This is a genomic window from Leptolyngbya sp. BC1307, assembly GCF_002286735.1.
Taxonomy (GTDB): Bacteria; Cyanobacteriota; Cyanobacteriia; order Phormidesmidales; family Phormidesmidaceae; genus Phormidesmis.
In genome coordinates, this window is sequence record NZ_NRTA01000059.1 from 1 (window position 1) to 18,382 (window position 18,382).

At 51.3% G+C, this 18,382-nt stretch carries 16 protein-coding genes; 9 read left to right on the forward strand and 7 right to left on the reverse strand.

The features are described from left to right. Positions 1-106 precede the first annotated feature (106 nt). Both CKL79_RS19740 and CKL79_RS19745 read left to right on the forward strand, forming a co-directional pair. Positions 107-391, forward strand: coding sequence for a hypothetical protein (locus tag CKL79_RS19740; protein ID WP_121971270.1), 285 nt, complete (start codon positions 107-109; stop codon positions 389-391). A 49-nt stretch (positions 392-440) separates the two neighbouring features. Continuing rightward, the gene (locus tag CKL79_RS19745) at positions 441-812 is read left to right on the forward strand and encodes an XRE family transcriptional regulator (protein WP_121971271.1); all 372 of its coding nucleotides are present in this window, start codon (positions 441-443) and stop codon (positions 810-812) included. A 177-nt stretch (positions 813-989) separates the two neighbouring features. On the opposite strand, the gene CKL79_RS19750 is transcribed toward CKL79_RS19745, so the two are convergent. Then, positions 990-1,733: a hypothetical protein gene (locus CKL79_RS19750; RefSeq protein ID WP_121971272.1), complete on the reverse strand. Its 744-nt coding sequence runs from the start codon at positions 1,731-1,733 to the stop codon at positions 990-992. A 981-nt stretch (positions 1,734-2,714) separates the two neighbouring features. Between CKL79_RS19750 and CKL79_RS19755 the strand changes: the two genes are divergently transcribed. Then, complete coding sequence (locus CKL79_RS19755; RefSeq protein WP_121971282.1) at positions 2,715-3,170, forward strand: transcriptional repressor; 456 nt, start codon at positions 2,715-2,717, stop codon at positions 3,168-3,170. 260 nt (positions 3,171-3,430) lie between these two features. Further along, entirely contained in the window at positions 3,431-3,907 is a 477-nt protein-coding gene (locus CKL79_RS19760) for a Fur family transcriptional regulator (RefSeq protein ID WP_121971273.1), read from the forward strand. 124 nt (positions 3,908-4,031) lie between these two features. Here CKL79_RS19760 and CKL79_RS19765 read toward each other — a convergent pair whose 3' ends face one another. Next, a complete protein-coding gene (locus tag CKL79_RS19765) occupies positions 4,032-5,075 on the reverse strand; it encodes a chlorophyll a/b binding light-harvesting protein (RefSeq protein WP_121971274.1) in 1,044 nt (347 codons plus the stop codon). A gap of 446 nt (positions 5,076-5,521) precedes the next feature. On the opposite strand from CKL79_RS19765, the gene CKL79_RS19770 reads away from it, so the two are divergent. Both CKL79_RS19770 and CKL79_RS19775 read left to right on the forward strand, forming a co-directional pair. Then, entirely contained in the window at positions 5,522-6,574 is a 1,053-nt protein-coding gene (locus tag CKL79_RS19770) for a Fe(3+) ABC transporter substrate-binding protein (protein WP_121971275.1), read from the forward strand. 539 nt (positions 6,575-7,113) lie between these two features. Continuing rightward, positions 7,114-7,683 (forward strand): Crp/Fnr family transcriptional regulator, encoded by a 570-nt coding sequence (locus tag CKL79_RS19775; RefSeq protein ID WP_121971276.1) that lies wholly within the window; start codon positions 7,114-7,116, stop codon positions 7,681-7,683. Here the strand turns inward: CKL79_RS19775 and CKL79_RS19780 are convergent. Both CKL79_RS19780 and CKL79_RS19785 read right to left on the reverse strand, forming a co-directional pair. Further along, complete coding sequence (locus CKL79_RS19780) at positions 7,680-8,285, reverse strand: (2Fe-2S) ferredoxin domain-containing protein (RefSeq protein ID WP_121971277.1); 606 nt, start codon at positions 8,283-8,285, stop codon at positions 7,680-7,682. The two genes, CKL79_RS19775 and CKL79_RS19780, sit on opposite strands and share 4 nt — an antisense overlap. A gap of 385 nt (positions 8,286-8,670) precedes the next feature. Beyond that, the gene (locus CKL79_RS19785) at positions 8,671-9,207 is read right to left on the reverse strand and encodes a DNA starvation/stationary phase protection protein (RefSeq protein ID WP_170944130.1); all 537 of its coding nucleotides are present in this window, start codon (positions 9,205-9,207) and stop codon (positions 8,671-8,673) included. 506 nt (positions 9,208-9,713) lie between these two features. Here CKL79_RS19785 and CKL79_RS19790 point away from each other — a divergent pair. Then, positions 9,714-10,013, forward strand: coding sequence for an Asr1405/Asl0597 family protein (locus CKL79_RS19790; protein ID WP_240518986.1), 300 nt, complete (start codon positions 9,714-9,716; stop codon positions 10,011-10,013). A 70-nt stretch (positions 10,014-10,083) separates the two neighbouring features. Here CKL79_RS19790 and CKL79_RS19795 read toward each other — a convergent pair whose 3' ends face one another. From CKL79_RS19795 to CKL79_RS19805, 3 genes are all read right to left on the reverse strand, one after another. Next, positions 10,084-11,295, reverse strand: coding sequence for a glutamate--cysteine ligase (locus CKL79_RS19795; protein ID WP_205879161.1), 1,212 nt, complete (start codon positions 11,293-11,295; stop codon positions 10,084-10,086). A 173-nt stretch (positions 11,296-11,468) separates the two neighbouring features. Next, positions 11,469-12,554, reverse strand: coding sequence for a DUF362 domain-containing protein (locus tag CKL79_RS19800; RefSeq protein WP_121971278.1), 1,086 nt, complete (start codon positions 12,552-12,554; stop codon positions 11,469-11,471). 253 nt (positions 12,555-12,807) lie between these two features. Then, positions 12,808-14,760 (reverse strand): FAD-dependent oxidoreductase, encoded by a 1,953-nt coding sequence (locus tag CKL79_RS19805; RefSeq protein WP_240518987.1) that lies wholly within the window; start codon positions 14,758-14,760, stop codon positions 12,808-12,810. Positions 14,761-15,026: 266 nt separating this feature from the next. On the opposite strand from CKL79_RS19805, the gene CKL79_RS19810 reads away from it, so the two are divergent. Together CKL79_RS19810 and CKL79_RS19815 are read left to right on the forward strand one after the other, a co-directional pair. Beyond that, complete coding sequence (locus tag CKL79_RS19810; protein ID WP_121971280.1) at positions 15,027-16,322, forward strand: lipid-A-disaccharide synthase-related protein; 1,296 nt, start codon at positions 15,027-15,029, stop codon at positions 16,320-16,322. A 29-nt stretch (positions 16,323-16,351) separates the two neighbouring features. Continuing rightward, entirely contained in the window at positions 16,352-18,112 is a 1,761-nt protein-coding gene (locus CKL79_RS19815) for an ABC transporter ATP-binding protein (protein WP_346427071.1), read from the forward strand. Positions 18,113-18,382 lie beyond the last annotated feature (270 nt).

An 18,382-nucleotide genomic window follows, 5' to 3' on the forward strand; every position in this document is an offset into this window, starting at 1 on the left:
TCGTGAACGAACCTTTATCCAGCTACAGCGAAAAGCCCAATCATTAGGCTTTGATCTCGTGCCTAAACCTGATATTGCTGAGTGTGTTTCTTAGGAGTTAAGCTATTTGCGAGATGACTTTTGGGCTGAAGATAAAAGTTGGAAAAAAACCTGGCGTGAAGATTTCGACCAGTGTGCTGAGGAGTCTAAGAAATGGGAGAAAGTTGCAGATAACCTTTTAGCGAATATTGTTGTTGCGCTGAATGAGTTCTCGGATGCAGTTAGGGTTAACTTGAATCCAGATTTCTTTCTACTACAAGGAAAATTCACTCTCTATGACTCATTGGGGGTTACAAACGAGTCTCAGGGAATACATTACATGCCGTCTGAGTATATTGAGATTGAAAGCTAACGATCATATGCACTCTGGCACTGAAGCGTAAGAAAAAGGAGGCAGGAAAATGATGGATGCTACTCATGTAGGCTCTTCTTTCGATGATTTTTTAGAAGAGGAGGGGATTCTGGGAGGGGTAAGTGCGATCGCCCTAAAGCGCGTCTTGGCTTGGCAGATTGCTCAGGTGATGGAAAATCAGGGCTTTAGCAAAGCTTCGATGGCAGACGCGATGAATACAAGTCGTTCAGCTCTTGATAGATTGCTTGATCCTGAAAATGTTGCAATTACGCTTAAAACGATGGATCGGGCTGCTGCCGTGCTGGGTAAACAGTTGCGGATTGAACTTGTAGATGTGGATTCAAACCAAATATCTCCTGTTCCCAGTTCTGACCAGTCGAGTCCCGCATCAAAAGCTCCTTTGGGTGCACCTTCTGCATAACACTACGCAGGAGCCGACAGTTAGAAGATTCTAGGTATTCGGCAAGATACTGGTCGCCTCTCAGCTTCACCGTTATCTGACTTCGTCACCTTTGAGATTGTCTAACTGTGCGTTCAAATATTGATCCGCACAAAATAGAGCAGATCACGAACATTTTGGGCAGAGAGGCACAGGGGTCTAGCCATTTAGCTGCTTCAGCTCTTCTAGGCTCAAAATATCTAGAGCCAAGACATAAACAGCGCTACCCGCATCTGGTGAAAATATATTGAGGTAGTAGGTTTTCTCGGGTTCATCGGCTCTAGTCACTTCAAAAACTCGATGTCCGGCATCGTCAATATCGTTGCGCTCAGCAAGCTGATAGCCTTGGCCTTCCATTTGATCGACCAACTGCTGCGCCGCTTGACGGTAGTTTCCATCTAACTGACGACAGCCTTCTAGGCCGTAGCAACCAGATTGAGCATCCACTAAATGCGGGAACCCTTCGCCTAGCACCATTACCGTGCCGTGTTCTGGCTCAGTATCAAGCGGTGAACCCGAGGGAGATGGGCTATCACCATCGGTTGTATCACCATCGGTTGGAGATGGCGGTGGCGGTGACAAGTCAACGGGTGCTGTCTGTGGAACGGGCTGAGGCTGAATTAGCTGAGTGCCCTGGCTGGGTTGAACGGACTGTAGCGCTTCTGTGGGTAGACGCTGCGATCGCTCCGGAGACACCGCTGGAGGAAGGTTCGCAGGAACTGGTAGAGTATTCGCAGCCGGTAGGTTGGGCTCGTTAGTTTCTCTCAAGCTTTCCTCGGGAGGGGCTGCTGTCGGTAGACTGACTGTAGCAATCACAGCTGGCTGGATAGAGGCTAAAGATTCATCTTTAGGAACTTCGCTTTCAGTTTGCAAGGGTTCTTGAGGCCACGGCAGTTTGAGCATAGCCCCGTGGATCGCAAAGGATAGCAGACAGAGTTTCCAGAACAAACTTAACTTTAGAGTATGCAACACTGATTGTAGAGAGACTGAGTCTTTAAAAGGGTCTTTAGAAGGACTATTAGCTCAGGAGCTAGCCGAGCGATCATTCGAAAACTCTTCGTAGGAAGGAAAGTTTTCGGGCATTAGCAAAGTCTCTCCAGACAAACGTGAAGCCTCACCGACAGGAAATCGTATCTCTTTGGGTGACAAGCGACTTACGCCGTGCAATTCCTGCCTCAATCGGTGAGCTAGCTTAGCTCTCTGGCGTTTTACCCTAGCCTCTCTGCGCCATTGCCACGAGAGGGCCAAGCCTACCGCCGACACACCAGAGAAGCAGATAATCAGTAACCAGTGGCTCCAGCGAGTAGGGTCAAAACCTGCTCCGTCCATTACACGCCCTCAATTGGGAAAGACTCTCACCAATACTACTGCGGTCATCCGCTAAAATCAACTGAAACAATGCTATTCCTTAAGAACCTGGCTAAATCACTCTGTGGTAATTAGTGGTAATTAACACTACTAGAGATACTGTAGAGATCAGGCAATTGAAATAGGGTCTTATTAGTCAGTCAAGCGGCTCTACCGAATCTAGTATGCTGGCCACAGATGAAAATTCCCTAAACCACTTCTGGACAAGGGGCTCGGGAAATTTGCATAGCTTCCTGGCATAGTGAATCCTGTAGAGCCAGTCAAGCCCAAATCAAGCCCCAAGGAGTACCAATGCCGTTTCCGTTCGCCTTGCACTCTTTTCCCTGTCCAAATTATTTTCCAGAGCAAAATTGCCGAGCCCTCATGTCACGGGGCTTTAAATTGCCATAAGGTAATACTTTGTAAACCGCTCTTAGCTATAAATCTCAATAGTTGATGATTATTGCAAATAGCTTCCAGATTCGCTATCATTCTCATCTAGTTGGATGCTATTGGTTATTAGCGGGAAATGTAGTTATGGTTGCTTACACACCATCAGCCCTAAAAGCGGAGCTACACGAACGCGGCTGGCGCATGACCCCTCAGCGTGAAACGATCCTGACGACATTTCAAAATTTGCCGGAAGGCAGGCACCTGAGCGCAGAAGACTTATGCGAAATGCTGAAGGAGGGAGACGATCCGATTGGACTCTCTACGATTTATCGCAATCTTAAATTAATGTCTCGTATGGGAATTTTGCGGGAGCTAGAGCTAGCAGAGGGTCAAAAACGCTACGAGATCAACCAACCCTCTCCCTATCATCACCATCATCTCATTTGCGTGCGGTGTAGCAAGACAGTTGAGTTCAAAAATGATTCTGTTTTGAAAGTAGGTGCCAAAACAGCTGAAAAATCTGGCTATCAGCTATTGGATTGTCAGCTTGCTATCCATGCAGTCTGCCCGTCTTGCCAGCGCTCTATTTTGCCAACCTAGCATTTGCTGCTCCAGAGTCCGCTGACTTGAGCTTTACAAGCTCTGCATCTGCGATCGCCCGCTGGTGCAGAGCTTCCTTGTGCCTTATACACTATCAAAATGCATTCCTATGAGGCTTCTACAGGTAGATTCATAGGAAAAGACCTGAAACGCCGTAACGATAGGGATAAGCGCTATTATCCGCCTTCATTTACCCAAATGACTTGACCTTTTCAGCCTTTCTAAATAAGAATGATTACTAACATTAAAGGAAATGCGTTATGACTTTTCTGTCAGATGAGGCTCTCAAGGATAAGTTGAATTCAAGAGGGTACCGCTCAACACCGCAGCGCCAGAAAGTTCTGAGCATATTCATAGCACTCGCTCAGGGCGAACATCTCAGCGCAGAAGATCTTCATAGGGCGTTGAGGGAAGATGATGTTGGCGATGCGGCTCCTACGGAGAATCGGATTAGTCTATCTACGGTTTATAGAACACTTCACCTCATGGTTTGTATGGGATTGCTAAGGGAGCTTGAACTCGCAGAAGGCCATAAGCATTACGAACTCAACCGCCCACTGCGCGACCACCATCACATTGTGTGCTTGCATTGCAACCAAACGCTAGAGTTTGAAGAAAGCTCTGTGGCTGAAATTGGTGAAAAAACTGCAAAGGAAGCTGGCTATCATGTACTTGATTGCCAGCTTATTCTCTATGGTATCTGTGCTAACTGCACAGAAGACAAGAAAGTAGGTTAGCCTTGCGAACATTTTAGAGAGAGCTTTGGTCGCTTCAGCTGGAAAAAAGCCCACTGCTAAAAAAACAGCGGGCTGTGTGTCTTGAGAGGACATTTGTAACAATAGGTCGACTTACACTCGTCCGCTATGACGCTGTTGGCGTCGAAGCCGTCGCATCTAACGCATCGGTCACCCGATTAAAGTCGAAGCCCATTGCCCGCAGGGCATGCCAGAGATGGCCCTGTAGCATAAAGAACGCCAGGAAAAAGTGCGCATTGGCCAGCCAGCAGCGAGCGGTATACACACCCGGCGGCAGGCTCACCGTGTCAGCGAAGTAGGGGGTAATGCCTAGCTTAATGGCTAAGGGAGCGCCGTAGAACTCCGGCGGATAGGCCAGCGTATTCACCGCACAGAAGTAGGCTGCAACAAATCCGGCCAGGGCAATTCCGCCGAGCGAGTAAGACAAGATCGCCTCGCCCGAGAAGATCAACACTCTCTTGGCCCACTTCAACGGGGGGACAAGAATGTGCCAAACACCGCCAGCAATCAGCAGCGTACCGACATACACGTGACCGCCCACCAAATCTTCCAGGCTGTTCACACTGGCAAAGTGAATTTGATAGCTAAAGATGACTGCCGGGTCGAGCGTGATATTGGTCACCGTTCTCACCTCGCCAATGGTCGCGTCATAAAGACCTCCCCACTGAGTTGCTTTGGCTACTAATGCCAGCGCTCCAGCGCCTAAGAACAACAAATGATGTCCTAGAATCACGCCGAGCTTAGCCGGATCATCCCATTCAAAGTAAAAGCGCTGAGCGGGGCCATTGGCCTCCTTCAGACTGCTACTGCCTCTAACCGTGTGAAACAGTGCGCCTGCACCCAGCACAGCAGAAGAGATCAGATGAACAGAGCCAATCACGAAATACGGGTAGGTATTGATAACCTCGCCACCACTGCCCACACCAAGACCTAAGGTAGCCAAGTGAGGCAACAGAATTAGCCCTTGCTGACCCATTGGCAGTCCAGGGTCAAATTGAGAGATTTCAAAGAGAGTGAATGCTCCAGCCCAAAAGGTAATCAGGGCAGCTTGAGCGACATGAGCAGCAATAAACAACCCCGGCATATCGGCAAAGCGGGCGTTACCTGCCCACCAGTCGTATCTTACGGTTGGTTTTCCATACGATTGCATAGTTGCAGTACCTTGGTATTTTTGTTTTTTAATCAGGTCACCTCGACTTCGTCAACTTTATGACATATTCAAGTTAATGGCAATAGATCCCAATAAATAACTGAGCAGATCAGGGTATTTATTTTGCAATCACCCAATTAAATCCCTTTCACAGCGGCATTTTTGGGGAAATACTCTCTGATGGTTTTTCGATATTCAACAACTAGTTCACAGTCACAAGTAATATTCATTGTCGATAATTATTTAAATGCAGGCGATAGGCTAAGTTGCCGCTAAACCTTATTAATTCTCAGTAAGGAGAGCTAGCTGGCGAAATAAATAAGATATTCCTATTGATTTACAAGGCTTTCAGAATTATTTTGAATTTTCCTTGTAAGAATGACTCTCATTAATAGTAAGATGCTACCAACTCTGAATCTTGCTCAACCAGCTAAGGACGGTAATCTATGAAGCTTTCAAGACGGTCACTGATAATTCGGGGTACAGCTGCCACTGCGGCATTTGCCGCTACTCAGGTATTGCGACCTCGGTCGGTTCGTGCCCAAACGGGTGAAGTCAATCTCTACTCGTCTCGCCATTACAACACCGATGACGAACTGTACGAGACGTTCACCGATCTCACCGGTATTCGCGTCAATTTGCTAGAAGGTAAAGCAGAGGAGCTGCTAGCGCGAATTGAGGCCGAGGGCGCTAACAGCCCAGCTGATGTGTTTATGACAGTTGACGCGGGTATGTTGTGGCGAGCTGATCAAGTGGGTGTGTTTGCACCTGTCTCTTCTCGGGTGCTCACCAGACGTATTCCTGAAAACTTGAGGCATCCCGAGGGCAAGTGGTTTGGCTTTTCCAAGCGGGCCCGCGTGATCATGTATAACAAAGCCACAGTGGACCCGGCAGAGCTTTCCACCTACGAAGATTTGGCTGATCCTCGCTGGCGCGGCGAAATTTTGATTCGGTCTTCAGATAATATTTACAACCAGTCTTTGGTTGCTTCTTTAATTGAGGCGAATGGACTAGAAGAGACTGAAGCTTGGGCCAAAGCCTTTGTCAAAAACTTTGCCCGGCCGCCCGAGGGTAACGACCGGGCGCAGATTGAAGCAGCAGCAGCAGGGCTAGGCAAGCTGGCGATCGCAAACACTTACTACCTCCCCCGCTACCTGGAGGAAGAAGATCCGGCTAAACAAGCCATCTTCGAAAAAATCGGCGTCTTCTTTCCCAACCAATCGGGCCGAGGTGCCCATGTCAACATCAGCGGTGCGGGCGTGGTTACCTCCGCGCCTCATGCGAGAGCGGCCCGACAGTTTTTAGAATATTTAGCAGGGACTGAAGCTCAGGAATTTTTTGCCAAAGGAAACAACGAATATCCGGTAGTTGAAGACGCTGAGCTTGCCCCAGCGGTAGCCAACTTTGGCGACTTTAAAGACGACAGTGTGAATGTCTCCACTTATGGTGAAAACCAGGCTGCTGCAGTGCAGCTGATGGATAGAGTCGGCTGGGTTTAAGCTGTCTTCTATCGCTTCCTAAATACACCAACCAATGCGTGTGGCTTCTACAGAAACTACACGCTTTTTTGTGTTCCAAAATTCTTTATTGAAAATTTTTCCTATTAAAGGAAATTACAGTATACTCAAAACAGTTATTTATTGAATGTAGCTCTCAATAAGTGCTTTTGTTGTCTGTCGACTGAGTGGCCGTCTGCCTAAAAAGAACGGCTGCTGTGGTGATTTTTAATGATTTGTTCAAGACATTTCTTTAGGGAAGAGGTCTCGTGATTGCCCTCAGCATCTGCGGTCTTGTTACTCTCGGTAGCCTGAGTCTGCTCTTAATTTGGAGTACTTTACGTACCTGCAAACAGGGCTTCAGCCATCTTAAGCGGCTGCATCAGGTGCCTTGCCATCGCTGTCAGTATTTTACGGGCAACTACCGGCTTAAATGTACGGCGTAGCCCACCACTGCCTGTAGCGAAGCTGCAATTGACTATCCCACGCGTGACTACCCAGCTGACTACTGTCCCACCCATGATTATCTAACCGAAAGCCCCATGCAAGACTTGTATCAGCCCAAGCTTTTTCACTTTAAGCGCCATGAAAATTTGCACTGCTGTTATGAGGGCGGACTATGGCGCATTCAGGAGGGATACGTGCGATCGCTTACTTGGAGTGCAGAAGGAGAGTCGGTTCCTTTGGGCTTCTGGTCAAAAGGCGATATTCTGGGCTGTGCCCTAGCCCAGATGCACCCTTACGAAGCGCAGTGCCTGACGGCAGTCACCGCTGAATATTTAGGGAGTGACTATTGCTGTTCGCAAGCGGTCATATTGGCTCAGATTCGTCAGTCTAATGACTTGCTACGAATTGCCCACTGCCGTCAGTCCGAGCGGCGATTGCTTCAGTTTATCTGCTGGCTAGCGAGCACGTTCGGTGAACCGACATCTGCAGGCCGCCATATTCTGCTCAAGCTTACGCATCAAGAAATTGCTGAGTCTATTGGGGCTACTCGGGTGACCGTCACTCGCTTGCTTAAGGCACTAGAGCGCAATGGCAAGATTAGCTGGACACCTCACGAGAAAATGGTTTACCGCAAAACGTTCGAAGAATTCTGCAAGTGCTTTTAGCGGATGGACTGAATGAGCGATCGCCCTTCCTCTGGCGTTACCCGACTATGCGCTCCCCCCGGGAACATCACCACATTCGGCCCAGCCTGACAGCGTTTCATACAGCCGGTTGTCTGAATGACTATTTTTGAGTTGCCTGCTTCAGCGTTGGCGAAGTCTCCTCTCTGCAGAATCGCCGCTTCTATGGCTTGACTTACCGCCAGACTTCCCCGCTGACGACAGTCAGACTTTTGGCAAATCAGTACTCGAATGGGTTTGGGTGATTGAGACGCTCTAGGTAATGCCGTCTGGTGCTTGAGCTGATTTACTTGACCCAGGGAAAGCTTAGAAATTTCGGCCGCTCGCCACACCATTTGACCGCTGCGCTGATCTATTACCTGTTTGCCCACCACCCTCACCCAGTCTTGAGGCGCTAGATAGCGATACATCATTCGCCGCAAATCCTTACCCAGCTGTATCTGATAAGTGACCGGCGGCGCATTGACAGTCCCGTCATCTCGCGCCACCTCTAGCGAAAGCTTTTGATAGGGCGACTTTTCCCCAGGCAGAAACGTCAGGAACTGTCCTATCAGGCAAAACTGAGCTGCACTCATATCAGCCATCGCTAAGGTTCTATACAGGTAAACATCTGCTTTAACGTCCGGTACGCCGACTTCAGACGGCTAGGATAGGCTTTATTCTAGCGTCATTCATAGAACCCTATTGAGAACCATTCTATAAGAAATTGTTATCTCATGTTCATCGCTGAAAGCTCTGCTTACGAATAGGGCAGCTTTAATCCGGCTCATAACGACCGATAGATAAGGGTAGATAAGGGATTTGAGCCTGAGTGAGCTAGTTTGATAAACCTGCCGAAACTTTCTTGACAGTGATTATCAACTAAAGGTATAACTGAACCAACGGGACGAGATCTCATTAATAAAAAAAGCAGCTCACCCTCATCGGTGGCTGCTTTGGAAAAACTTTGTACTCGGCCTATAGTTAGCCTTAGTTCAATTGAACCAGCGTATCGGAGAAGAGGAAATGGTCTAAGTGGTAAGCGCGTTCTTCGGTTTTGAGCAAAATGCCTTCGTAAAGGTAGCGGGTGGCTCTGTCGCCCAAGCTCTCTGCTTGAGCCGCATTGCGACGCAGCACCTGAATAATCGCCTGCTCAGCGCGCAAATCGTTTTCTACCATTTGCCGACAGCCATAGATGCCGTCTGGCTCTTGCTCAAAACAGCACAGCTCAGCCAGCGTCCTAAAGCTAGCGACAGGTACGCCCCCGAGTCCATCTAGGCGCTCGCCGAAATCGTGCACATGCTGCTTAGTCGCATCGTAGCTCTCTTCAAAAAATTGATGCAGCTGATAAAATTCAGCGCCCTCAACGACGAAGTGGTGCTTTTGATATTGAACGTAAACGCCCTGCATGCTTGCTAAAGCAATATTTAAGCCTTCACAAACGGGCTCAGTCGTAGACTTTTCTAGCAGGATAGCGTTGTCGGCAACTTGCCCAAAAGGGGTGATCACAGCAGATGAAATAGCCATATTATTAGATCCTCTTCGGTTAATTTGGAATTTAGCAATGGGTGCCAATTACGATCAGTATATTAGCTTATCGAGAAAGTCCGCATCTCTTGAAAGTACATGCTTTTCCCCGTTTGGATTGATACATGTTCTCAATAAAATCAACCGTTGATCATGTGCAAAATTATGAAGCTAATAGCCTTTGGGGTTTACATAAGATGAAACTGACCCGCCACTCATAAGCTCTCAGAAAGACTATTGAAACTACCTTCTAGTTATGCAAACCAATCATATTGATAACTCATAACAATTCATTTTATTTTTACAGTTTTTCTTATCTGGCTTAACAGAAATTCCTCTCATCGAGTTATTTTTTATCCTGATAAGATTACCGCAAAAGCCCTCTGATGCGGCATCACACAGTCAGCACCCTCTCAAAACGACTTTCTACCGCTATTTAGTCGTTTGACAATAGCTTCTATTTTCCCCTTCGCCAGCAATTTTTGTCACTCGGATACTTTTTCCAAATGTCGTCATCCAACTCCGTAAGATCATCTCAGCCGCCCGCCGACCCAGCGCCTCATCAGCCAACTGGCATCGCCATTGACTGTGAAGATCGCTGGCAGGTTTACCATCGCCTGCAAGAGCTAGACATCACCTGTCAGTGCGGTGGCTTTCAGCCCTTGAAAGTGACTATTCAAACGGCTACAGAAGCCCTTCAGCTCTGGAGCATTATCAAACGAGTCTCCCAGCCCCGGACTGATCTAGTCATAACGCTGACAAAAAGCTGGCAGTTACCCTGCAGCTACACAAATGGTCACCGGTAAAAAATAGCTGCGCTGGTCGCCATCAGACCGATGTCTCGATTGAATATCTTTCAGGAACAGTCTTTGCACTTCAAGTGATGGCATTAGACTCATCGAGCCAAGGCTGGTTGGTGATTGTTAAGACGTTTCTTTCCATCCCTGTTCGTTGGGCGCTCGATAGACAATATCCCTGTTGCAAAATCTGCGCGATAGATTGACCTTGTTCATAGGCTTTTAGCATTGTTTGAGCGGGGCTGTATTGGCCTCGTAGCATAGTGCTCAATCTTTCTAGCCGAGCGCGATGGCAAAGCCTCTCCTTCGGAGAATCGCCTTCGCTTGGCAGCACCTTAATAACAGAGTCCAACACTTCACAAGCTCCTGCATAAATTTCCTCATCAGCAAAGCCCAACCGCGCCGACTGCTGATGCAGCTTGGCATCGGGGATGGTTGCCCGCCCAGTCAGCGTCTGATCGAGCACTAGCCCTTCAAGCAAAGCCAACAGACTGCCGTATAGCTCAAAATCACCGCAGCTATCAAACGCTTTGAACTCTATCCGGCCCACTTCAGCAGGCAATCTGGCCATCTGTGTGAGTGAGGGCACAGAGTCGAGCAAATCTGCCTCATGCTCTACAAAAACCATCGCGGCAGGACGAGGGCCCGTGCGATAAAAAGTGCGAATAGAAAGCCCTTGCCAAGCTTTGCCCTGATAAAAAGGTGAGCTGTAGCTAAAAGGAATGATGAACGGGCTGTAATACGTTAGCTTGCGCCCAATATCGATGAGCTGCGTAACTGTCAGACCTTCAGCCGAAAGGTTTAAATCTGGCCCCTGAGTAAGCATCGGGATATGGGCCGTTTGCATCTCTGGTGATGCTTGGCGGCGGCGCTGCTCAAAGGCGTTTAGCGGTGGATCAAAAACAAATTCGCTTCTGTAGGGGTGAAAACTGGTGAGCACAGGTAAAAACCCTGCTTTTATTGCCTGAGACCGCAGTTGCTCAAAACTCCCTTTGAGCTGTGCCACGGCCTCTTCAATACTGCTTTGCACCGTAGTGCGAATTTCAATGCCTTTGGGCGGACAGTCAATTACCTTACCGGTCTGGTCAAATCGCTCAAATCCTTCTATGTACCAGCGTTTTAGCTTAATGCCCGCATCGCCTATCCGCAGCTGAGGATAATCTTGTTCGTACCGGGGTAGCTGCGCGATAATCGCGTCGAATTCGGCAAAAGAGGTATTGGCAAAGTCTGCAAACTCTCCGTCAGGTCGTAAGAAAGCGACCTCATGCTCGATGCCAAACTTAAAATTCACAGTCGCTCGGTCCTCGCTGAAAATTCATCGGTCTAACACCTGAACGAGAGATGGTTCGGAAGGTAACACCGTTTGCCCATCACGGTAGCCACTTGCCCATAGATGCAGTCTCTGAAGCTGTTGGCTAAGGAAGTGTTGGTTTCAGAGACTGCGATCGCTTCGCAAAAATAGCCCTAGCTGAGAAAAGGACGCAGTTGATCAGCCATCTGAGCGCTGCTGCTATCGGCTGTGACTAATTCTATCTGCTCAGCGCTGACAGCGCCTAATCCCAAGTCGGCGGCGCGGCGAATCTGCGCCTGGCTCCAAATGGAGCCGCTAGAGACTTCGCGGGTAGTGCCTAACATACGCAAAATGGCGATTCCTACCGCGTCAATCGCAATCCGGTCAGTACTGGCCAGCATTACCCCGGCCCTCACCCGCTGTCCCTGCTCGGGGCCACCGCCGACAAACGCATCGACGCCGTCAATCAGGTTAAGCACTGGCCGGTAAGCACGGTTGACCTCAGCTATCATCAGCCGTTGATTGCTAGAACGATGCAGTTCTCGCATGTAGTCATGCCCATCGCCAGGCACTCTGCGAGCCACCATACCAATCGCGTTCTTCAGCGATAGAGTAAAGTGCCCCCCGAAGCGATGGGTCTTCAGGCAGCAAACGTTGACCACCGCGTCAGCGTCTAAGACAGGTTTAGCGATCGCAAACCCCTGCGACCAGTTCGTGCCCTCAGCCGAAAAATACTGCCAGTCATCAGCCCCTAGTTCATCGAACACCATCGGCGTAAAGCCATAGCGCTCAGCTAGCGTAAATACCTGCATCTGCTGCATGGCACTGCGAGTCTCGGCCATACCAGAGCGATCGCCTACGGTAATCTGACTGGCCCCGTCAGCTTGAATCTCCTGCACTAGCGCCTCAAGTACCGCCGGATCGGTCGCGGCAGGGGCCGGATCTCCAGTGTTGTAATTAGGCTTAACGAACACCCGTTTGCCCTCAAAGCTGGGTGGCTGCAACAGCTCAATGGCCTGCCGGACCCCAGCGGCGCGGTCAGTGGTGCTAACTATGACGACCCGGTGCGGGTTAAGCCCAGCCGCCGCTAGCGGAGCAGCCTGGGCTACGGCGCTCAAAGGCATCGAAGACGCAGACGCTGGGGACGATGGCACTACCCAAGACCGTAGGGCAGGAGGGAGTAGGGCCGCGCCGCCGAGCAGTCCTAGTCGGCTGAGCAGTTTACGGCGAGAAGACTGAGAAGGGAGAAAGTCGGGCATGGCTGAACAGACTTGTGACTACGCGAGCAAGTGAGTCGCTCTACTCTCTATTATGGCGTGCGCGGTTTGATGATCTGCCAGATGATGAACAGCGTCAGCGTTAGGTAAAGCGCGGTAAATGTCCAGTTTTGCCAGCTATCTGAAAATTCCATAGCGATATCAGTCGCCTGCTAAAGGTATACGTTCCGAAGGTCGGTGGCAAGTTCCACAGTGCTGGAAGCGGTCCTCCTCAGTAGAGACTGTGTCAAAGCCCCTACCAAACGCGCCAAGCCTCCCAATCGAGATTAAAGATAGAGGTATCCGGGAAGGCCGTCGGGTTGCCGTTGTCATTCAGCCTTTTCTGTAGCTGCTCTAGTAGGGGCTCGCGAGAGGGCAGCTCATCTACCAGTTCGTAAGGCAATACGCCATTGTCAAAGGCAAAGTCAACCGTTGTCCCAGCCGCTGCGCCCACCGACCACTCAAAGGAGTGAACCCGGTAAGCCGCCGCCGCAATATTGCTGGTAGCAATCGTTTTACCGGCAATCAGCAAATTGTCGATATTTTGCGGAATCATCGCCCGCAGTGGAATTTGCCCGGGGTAAGCTTGGCCGTGGGCTTTACGAATATTTTCGCGCTCAGTATTGCCAGGGGTCTCCGGCGGCGAGAGGGTGAGGCAAGGGTGAAAGTCGATGGCGTATTGGGCGATGCCGACCGCATCAGGGTATATCGTCGAGCGAGTACGGCGCATGATGTCAGCCGCAGGCACGTTGTCGTCAATCACCGCTGTCGTATTCAAGCCAGCCAGGGCTCGCCACAGGTCAAGGTAGCGCTTCGGCCCCAGTGCCGTTTGGTAATATTCGTCGCGGAAGTCGGCCCGCGAGATGTCAATTTCATTGACCGCAAAGCCTTGAGGCTGGCCGTAGGCAGGTCGCCCAATAATCCGCCGCGCCTCCCGAATATAAGGATGCTTCGACAGACCGTGAGCGGTGCCCATCGGCGCATCTAACCCGGCGATAAAGCGATGGTCGGGGTGAGGCTCTTTGACGCCGGGGCCAAGCTGAGAATCGGTGTCGCCCGCTACCAGCCAGTAGTAGTAGCTGTAGGCGTTTTCTTCAGCCTCGCGCAGGGCATCGACTCGCAGTCCGCCGAGCCAGCCGCCTGGCGCAAGCTGACCGGTTTCGGCAAGCTGAGCGGAGCTAAAGATCAAATTATCCTGGGCGGTGCCGGGGCGGTAATCATTTCCCCAGGTCCAATTCTGCATGGAGATATCGCCAGGAACCGGCACTGAGACACCAAAGGCTTTGGCTTCGGGGCGCGGACCAGGGGCGGCAATGCGACGGTAGGTAAAGACGTAGTCGAAGTAGTCGCCACTGTCTCGGCGGCGCTCATAGCTAAAGTAGGGCGCGTACTGGTCGTAGTGGACGGGTTTGGGCTGCGGCTGCGCTTCAGCGGTGCGCTCCATGCCAAAGGTATAGGTGAAGCCCTGCGTGCAGTATGGATCGCCGGTCTCAGTTGGAGAAGAAGGGTTGAGGGGCGATCGCGGATCTAACCCCAATCGGTAAGGAACACCCGAAAGGGCAATGACTTCACCCGTTTCAGTCGCCTCGATCACATACCAGTCAGCCGGGCCGGACTGCTCACCAGCGGGGGGAACAAACTGAATAATTTTCTTGGTAAATCGAGCCGAATCTTCGTACTGATAGCTGTCAATCAGCGTTTCAGAGAGCAGTTCAGTGTTGAGTGGTGGAGAGCCGGGAGCGGGGGTGTGCTGAATGGCGATCGCCCCATCGATCATCCGCCCATCGGCGCTTAGCTGTAGCTCTTTGACCACCGTAGAAGGAAACCATTTGAGCGTTCCTTTCCCCCGGCGAGCCGCCTTTTCTAGCTCCTGAGTCAAAATCGTATTCGCATCGCGCGGCAGAAAGCAGGAGACACTCACCCAGCAGCCGCCCGGATTCAGCTCATTGTAAAAATCTTCGATCCGGTTGCGCAGCTCCTTATAGCCCTTAGCGTAAAACAGCAGCTCTCGCTGACGTTTGGCTTCATCTAGTGCCGAGGTGCCTTGAGAAGAAATCTGACCGCCCACCCAGTCGGTCAGCTCAGTCATACAGACCGTCCGGCCAGCCAGCAGGCTTTCATAGGCCGTTGCCGTCCCCGAGAGCCCGCCGCCGACAATCAGCAGCTCACACTCGACGGTTTCATCAGGGGCGATCGCCGATTGAGCCATAGCCTGCTCAGAGCGGCCCAAAGGTAGAGACAGCAGCGCTAGCAGCACACCAAACGCACCCGCAGAGCAGCGACGAAGCAGGGAAGTAGCCATGGGAATTTCATCCAGAGTTCGCCCCTCAAATTAACCCATTCGCGGACTGCCTTGGCAAGTCCCGTTGTATCAGTTGACAAAGCTAGCGCAAAAATCGGCAATGCCTGAGCGGTGTAGGATAGATTCGACTCATTCTTTTGGCACACCCTTTGCGGCTTAGTGCTCTCTCGCGTATGTCTCAGCGCCTCTTATATATCAGCAATGGTCACGGCGAAGACAATCACTCCGCGCATGTGATTCGTACCCTCAGAGCCATTCGCCCCGACCTAGAAATTGGGGCGCTGCCGATTGTGGGTGAGGGCAATGACTACCACAAGCTCAACGTGCCGATCATCGGGCCCACCTACACGCTGCCCTCCGGTGGGTTTACCTTCATGAACCGGCTGCGGCTGATTAACGATATTCGAGCGGGTCTGCTGACCATGACCTGGAAGCAGTTTCAGGCGATGAAACAGTACGCATCACAGGTAGATTTTGTCGCGGCGACCGGAGACGCCGTTGGGCAGGCGTTTGCCTATCTCAGCGGCAAACCATTTGTCTCTTTTATCTCGCCGCTGTCGTCAACCTACGAAGGCACGCTGAATGTGGATTTTATTCTCTGGAATATCCTCAAGTCTGAGCGGTGTCGGGCCGTTTTTACTCGGGATGCGTACACGGCTGAAGACTTGCGCCAACAAGGATTAGAGAAAATTCATTTTGGCGGCATTCCAGCGTTGGACCGGCTAAAGCCAACCGGGAAAGATTTGCAGCTCGCAGACGATGAACAGATGGTGGCTTTACTGCCCGGATCGCGTACGGCAGAAGCGGTTGAAAATCTCAAGCTAGAAATGCAGCTAGTACTAAAAGTGGCCCAGCTCAACCCTGGCCTCCAGTTTCGAGCGGCGCTGGTGCCGAGTGTGCTGGCAGAAGTTGAGGCGTTGACGCAGTCTCTCCAAGGGAGAATCGCCCGCACCCAAGGCTGGCAATACGAGCAGTGCAGCGGCGATCGCCAGGCAGACTGGGTAAGGCTGAGCCATCCGGGCACTGATGACTATCCGCATCCGGTCGAAATTCTCTGCTACAGCGATGCCTTTAGCGACATTGCCTATCGCTGCAATCTGGTGATTGGCATGGCGGGGCTAGCAGTGAACCATGCAATGGCGATTGGCAAACCAATTGTGCAGATTGCCGGTCAGGGGCCGCAGTTTACCTATGCATTTGCCGAAGCGCAACAGCGGCTGCTCGGCCTGTCAGTGCAGACCATTGGCAAGCGAGCGGCGACGCCGGAGATTTTGCAAGAAGCAGCTCACTGCGTCGTCAAAACTCTTGATGATGCGAGCTACTTGCAGGCTTGCGAGGAGAATGGCCGGCAGCGGTTTGGCCCCTTTGGGGCGTCGGCGCGGATTGCTAATTCGATCTTGAAGCATATGGATGAGGCTATTGCCGCCGACCCAACCCATTCTCCTGCCGTCGATCTGGGCCAATTGTGAAAAGCGCTGCTAAGTCTAGCTACCACTACCTGTGGCCTTTCTTAAACGACCAGCGGTCCTGGTTTGTCGTCACGTTTATCTGCGTCATTGGCTACGTGATTACGATGCCGATTTTGCCCTATCTGGCCAAGCGGGCTTCTGGGGCGATCGCCGAGGGTAACCTGGGCCAAACCGCCTACTGGCTGAGCTTTGCCATGGCGGACTTTGTGGTGCAGAGTGCCTTTTTATATGGGCAGCGGGTCGGCGCGGCCAAAGCCTCTCTCAACCTGGTGCTGGCCGTGCGCAAGCGAGTGTATGGCAATCTGCATCGGCTGGGCATCGATTACTTTGCCAGCGCCCAGACTGGCGACCTCTCCTACCGGCTGACCGAAGATACCGAGCGCATCGGCGAAGTCACCTTCAAAATGTCGCAGCAGTTTATCTCCTGCGTTTTGCAAATCGTGGTGCTGGCGGGCTATATCTTTTATCTCAACTGGCAGCTTTCGCTGACGGGCGTTGTGGTCGCGCCGGTAGTGGCCGTGCTGATTGGTCTTTTCGGCAAACGGCAGCTCAGCCTATCGCGGCGCAACCAGTCTTCTATCGCCGATCTCTCTTCACTGCTTACAGAAGTCTTTGGCAGCATTCGGATCGTGCAGGCGTTTGCCGCCCAAGATTATGAAGTGGCTCGCTTTGCGAAGCAGGCCAAAGTCAACCGTGACGCCCGCTACCGCAGCGAATATCTCACCTCGCTGCAATATCCGGCGGTAGGGCTACTCGAAGCGCTGAGCGTGATGCTGCTGTTCATGGTGGGGGCGTGGCAAATTTCGCTGGGCAATTTGGAATCAGGAGACTTTGTCGCCTTTTTGACCGCGCTAGCCCTGCTGATCGCCCCGATTGATCTGTCTATTCAAAACTACAACCTCTATAAGCAGACAGAAGCATCGGCAGAGCGAGTGTTTGAGCTGATGAACCTGAAGCCGACGCTGGTAGAGCAGCCAGGAGCGATCGCCCTCCCCCGCATCACCGGCAAAGTCCACTACCAAAACGTCAGATTCGGCTACCGCGACATCGGCTCAAATGACGATTCTCTCGCTAACACAGCGGACATTTATGAACCCGTCCTCACCGATCTGGATTTGCAGGTCAGTCCTGGCGAAGTCGTTGCCCTGGTCGGCCCATCGGGAGCCGGAAAAACGACAGTCGTCAATCTGCTAGCCCGCTTCTATGACCCGCAAATCGGCCAAATCTTGGTGGATGGCGTTGATATCAAAACCGTCACGATTACCAGTCTGCGCCATCAAATCGGCATTGTGCCCCAAGAGACTACGCTGTTTTCGGGCACGATCGCGCAAAATATTGCCTATGGCCAAACTGAGCTAGACTACGCGGCGATTGAAGCGGCGGCCAAAGTCGCTAACGCTCACGACTTCATCAGCCAGTTTTCGCAGGGCTATCACACCTGGGTAGGAGAGCGCGGCACCAACTTTTCGGGCGGGCAAAGGCAGCGGATAGCGATCGCCCGCGCCATTCTCCTCAACCCCCGCATCCTCATTCTCGACGAAGCCACCAGCGCCCTCGACCCCGAATCAGAAGCGCTGGTGCAAGAAGCCTTAGAAAGAGCCATGCAAAACCGCACTGTGTTTATCATTGCCCACCGGCTCAGTACCGTCAGGCAGGCTGATCGCATTCTGTTCTTAGAGAAAGGGAAGATTTTAGAATCGGGCACGCATCCCGAGCTACTGTCTAAAGGCGGTCGCTATGCTCAGTTTTATACTCAGCAGTTTGATGCACCAGCAGCTGTACCCGAATAGGAACCAAGAGCAAAAAAAACCGATATCGCGTCGCGTCGGCAATCGGCGCTGAGCAATATCGGTCAGGTGGGTGTGAGGAAGCGAGTTATCACTCCTAATAAATCGATGATGGGCGATAGGTATGACTTTCCTGTGACAGCCTCATGAAAAAGCTGTAACAAAAGCAGGCTTGACAGTGAAGTCTCTCCCTCTGACCCTGCGGGTACAGACGGAGCTTCCTAAGACTTAGCGCTTCAATGGGTGTTTGTCTTAAGAATTCCTGGTTATTCC